The sequence below is a fragment of the Corallococcus sp. CA054B genome, from assembly GCF_003611625.1.
Lineage (GTDB): Bacteria > Myxococcota > Myxococcia > Myxococcales > Myxococcaceae > Corallococcus > Corallococcus coralloides.
Map to the genome: position 1 here is coordinate 1 of NZ_RAVY01000352.1, position 3,894 is coordinate 3,894.

A 3,894-nucleotide genomic window follows, 5' to 3' on the forward strand; every position below is an offset into this window, starting at 1 on the left:
CCTCCAACCGGCGCTCCTCCAGTTGCTCTGTCGTCAGCCTCCTCGGCTGCCACGCCATGAGAAGCCTCCTGCCTCCTCATGGCGTAACTCCCTTCACCCTTCGGTCTCTTCCCTGAAGGGGATTAGAGCCTCAGGCCGCGAACACCAGCGGGCGGCACGCGCGCGCCAGGTGCAGCGCGTCCCTCGCGAGCGCGTGCGCGTCCGGGTCCTGCGCCTCCAGCCACGCGGCGCGGGCCACCTGGCTGCCCAGCTCGAAGCACAGGCTGGCGGTGCGGCGCGACAGGCGGCTCTCCTTCTGGAGCGCGCGCACGTTGAGCTCGCACAGCTCCGCGCACTGGCGCAGCAGGCGCACCGCGTCGTCATCCGCCGCGACGCCCTGGGCCGTCAGGCGCGCCATGCCGGCCTCGCAGGCCGTCTGGCACTTCAGGCTCGCGGCGATGCACCGGGAGACCTCGATCCGCGCCCCGCCTGTCCTGGCTCCCAACATGACCACGCCCTCCCTGTTGTGCGGCGTCAAAGGTACGCACGGACGCCGTTCTCGCAACCAGCACCGGAGGCGCAGATGGGGCCTCAACACCTGCGTTCCGGGGTCATGGACAGCGAGCCGGCAAGGGATGCAGAAGCACCGCGCACGATTCAGCCGAATCGTACAGCAGTTGCCTCTTCGTCGCGGGGGAACGTCAGCTGCCCAGCACCGGAAAGGGCTTGAGCAACGCGATCAACTTGTCGCCGTACAGCTTGATCCGCTTTTCCCCGAGGTACGGCAGCTGCGAGAGCTCCTCCACGCTCGCGGGAGGCTTCGACGCCAGCGCGTCCATCAGCGGATTGGTGAGCACCACGCTGGGCGTCACCTTGCGCAGGGTGGCCTGCTCGACGCGGAACGCCTTGAGCGCGTCCTCGCGCTTGCGCCGGTGGGGGTCGCGCGGACCCTTGGGCTCCTTGTCCAGGTCCAGCTCGCCCCGGGTGGCCTTCTGCTGAAGGTCGCGGATGAGGGCGAGGATGTCGTCGCCGTGCGCGCGCACCACCGCGCCCCGCACGCCGGCCGCGCGCGCCAGGTCCTTGTGCGTGTCCGGCTGCTTCAGGGCCAGGTAGGTGATGGCCATGTTGGACAGCATGCGGCCCATGGGCACGTTGTCCTTCTCCGCCCACTCCAGCCGCAGCTTGTGCAGCCCCTGCGCGATGGCGTACGCGAGCGCGTACTGGGCCGTGCTGAGGCCGGTGCGCGACAGCTTGGGCTTGTACTCGGCGCCCACCTCCGGCCGGGCCTCGGCCTCCGCGCACATGCGCTCGCAGTCCAGCAGCACCTCCTCCAGGATGTCCGCCTCGCGGCACGCGTCGCGCACCTGGCGGCCCAGCTCACAGAGGTAGCGCACGTCGTTGGCGATGTAGTCGCGCATGCCCGGGGGCAGGGGACGCAGGGAGAAGTCGGACTGCTGGTGCTCCTTCGGCAGCTCCACGCCCAGGCGCTCACGCGCCAGGTCCGCCAGACCCACCTTGGGCCACCCCAGCAGCGTCACCGCGCGGTGCGTGTCGAAGAGGCCGCGCACGCGCACGCCCGCCTCCGCCAGGAACTGCAGGTCGCCCTGGGCGGCGTGGAAGTACTTGGTGCGCGCGGGGTCCTCCATCATGGGGCAGAGCAGGCGCGGATCCACGCCCGGCTGGAGCGTGTCGAAGAGGAAGATGTCGGTGTCGGTGCCCAGCTGGAGGAAGCACAGGCGGGCGCGGAAGGCGTGCATGGCATCCGCCTCCAGGTCCACCGCCACTTCCGGCGCGGCCTCCAGCACCCGCGTGGCGGCTTCCTCGCCCGCGCGGTCCACCACATCCAAGGCACCCTGAGGAAAGGTCGGCATCGCGGGGAGCAGGCTAGCGGACCGGCCTGCCCCTTTGACGTGTTTTTTCCCGAACCGCCGCTAGGATGGCCCCGCCGATGAACGACGCCCAACGTCTTGAAAAAAGCCTGCTTGGCCACATGGGCCGGGCCATCGCGGACTTCCGCCTCATCGAGGCCGGGGACCGCATCATGGTGGGCGTGTCGGGAGGCAAGGACTCCTACACGATGCTCCACCTGCTGCGGGAGCTGCAGCGGCGAGCCCCCGTGAAGTTCGACTTGCTGGCCGTGAACCTGGACCAGGGCCACCCGGGCTTCCCCGGCCACATCCTGGAGGGCTACTTCCAGAAGGAAGGCTACGCCTACAAGATGCTGAAGGAGGACACCTACAGCATCGTCCTGGAGAAGACCCCGCCCGGGAAGACGCAGTGCTCGGTGTGCTCGCGCCTGCGCCGGGGCATCCTCTACAACGCCGCCGTGCACCTGGGCTGCAACAAGATCGCCCTGGGCCACCACCGCGACGACCTCATCCACACGATGCTCCTGAACATGTTCTTCGCCGGGAGCCTCAAGGCGATGCCGCCGCTCCTGAAGAGCGACGACGGCCGCAACGTGGTCATCCGGCCGCTGTGCTACGCGCCGGAGAAGGAGATCATCCAGTTCGCGGAGGCGAAGCAGTTCCCCATCATCCCCTGCGACCTGTGCGGGTCGCAGGAGAACCTGCAGCGCAAGCGGATGCAGAAGCTGGTGGAGGACCTGGGCAAGGAGATCCCCAACGTCCGACAGAGCCTGCTCAACGCGATGTCGAACGTGCGGCCCACGCACCTCTTGGACAAGACGCTGAACCCGGACCCGCTGAACGCGACGGAAGACGGGCCTGTGGCCACCCCCCCCACCCACGAGACGCAAGGGAGCGCCAGTCCATGGCTCGAGAGCAGGCAGTAAAGGCGCGCAAGGAGCGCAACGCGGCGCTGGTGGAGGCCATGTTGCTGGCCGCCATGGCGGACGGCAGCGTGTCCCAGCGCGAGATGCGGACGCTCCTGGCCCGCGTGCTGGAGCGCCCGGAGTTCGAGGGCACGCAGTCCAACGAGCTGAACCTGCTGGTGGAGACCAGCGCGGTGCGGCTGGCGGAGGCGCGCAACCTGGAGGAGGTCCTCTCCTCGCTGCGCCGGCGGCTGCCGGACCACAAGAACCGGATGCTGGCCTTCGGCCTGGCGGCGGCGGTGGCGCTGGCGGATCAGCGGGCCACCCGCTCGGAGCTGGGGCTGCTCAAGACGTTCCAGGCGGCGCTGGGCATCTCCGAGGACGAGGTCGCGCAGATCATCGACGTCATCGAGCAGGGAGGCAGCCTGTCGGAGGCGCTGGGCGAGCCCCTGGAGCGGCTGTTCGCGGAGGTGATGGTCCTGGTGCTGGCGGCGGACGGCCAGCTGAAGGAGGCGGAGGCGCGCGCGATGGTGGAGAGCTTCGCGGCGGATCCGCTCTTCCAGAACGTGAGCCCGGAGCGGGCGCAGGGCTTCGTGAGCGAGTCCGTGGCGGCGCTGGCCACGGACGGGCTGCCCCAGCGGCTCCAGGTCCTGGCGCACGGGCTGGCCACGCACTCGCAGCGCGTCAAGGCGTACCAGCTGGCCACCAAGATTGCCCATGCGTCCGGGCGGACGAGTCACGCGGAGCAGCGGATCCTGGATCTGCTCCAGGCGACGTTCGGTCTGGCGGACGATGAAGTGGCGCGGTTGGACCAGCAGGGGTAAGCAGGGAGTCGTATGACCCCGCACGTCCCCTCAGGTTCGCGGCACTCCTTCCGTTTCGGCCTGCCGCCGTCCCTGGGCAGTGAAACGGCGCGTGAGCGTGCGGAACGGCTCGCGTCGTTCCTGCAGCGCGCATTGGGCAAGCTGGTGGAGGTGAATGTCGCCACCAGCTACGAGACGCTGGCCAAGGACCTCTTGTCCGGGCGAGCGGACGCGGCCTGGGCGCCGCCCTTCGTGTGCGCGCGCATGGAGGCCATGGGCGTGCGGGTGCTGACGCGCGGGGTGCGCCGGGGCATGTCCAGCTACCGCTCCGCGCTGGTG

At 69.6% G+C, this 3,894-nt stretch carries 5 protein-coding genes; 3 read left to right on the forward strand and 2 right to left on the reverse strand.

Annotated features, from left to right (window positions below; genetic code table 11):
* Positions 1–130: 130 nt before the first annotated feature.
* Both D7V80_RS40390 and D7V80_RS40395 read right to left on the reverse strand, forming a co-directional pair.
* On the reverse strand, positions 131–487 hold the full coding sequence (locus tag D7V80_RS40390) for a hypothetical protein (protein WP_120593081.1): 357 nt from the start codon (positions 485–487) through the stop codon (positions 131–133).
* Between the two features lie 193 nt (positions 488–680).
* Positions 681–1,850, reverse strand: coding sequence for a ribonuclease D (locus tag D7V80_RS40395; protein WP_120593082.1), 1,170 nt, complete (start codon positions 1,848–1,850; stop codon positions 681–683).
* A gap of 65 nt (positions 1,851–1,915) precedes the next feature.
* Here D7V80_RS40395 and ttcA point away from each other — a divergent pair, with 65 nt between their 5' ends.
* The 3 genes from ttcA to D7V80_RS40410 all read left to right on the forward strand — a co-directional run.
* Positions 1,916–2,773 carry a tRNA 2-thiocytidine(32) synthetase TtcA gene (ttcA, locus tag D7V80_RS40400; RefSeq protein WP_120593083.1) on the forward strand — a complete coding sequence of 286 codons (858 nt, stop codon included), beginning with the start codon at positions 1,916–1,918 and terminating at the stop codon, positions 2,771–2,773.
* On the forward strand, positions 2,752–3,576 hold the full coding sequence (locus D7V80_RS40405; RefSeq protein WP_120593084.1) for a tellurite resistance TerB family protein: 825 nt from the start codon (positions 2,752–2,754) through the stop codon (positions 3,574–3,576). The genes ttcA and D7V80_RS40405 overlap by 22 nt, the downstream gene beginning before the upstream one ends.
* A 12-nt stretch (positions 3,577–3,588) precedes the next feature.
* Positions 3,589–3,894, forward strand: a 306-nt coding sequence (locus tag D7V80_RS40410; RefSeq protein WP_147447388.1) for a PhnD/SsuA/transferrin family substrate-binding protein, incomplete at its 3' end; no start/stop codon positions are given.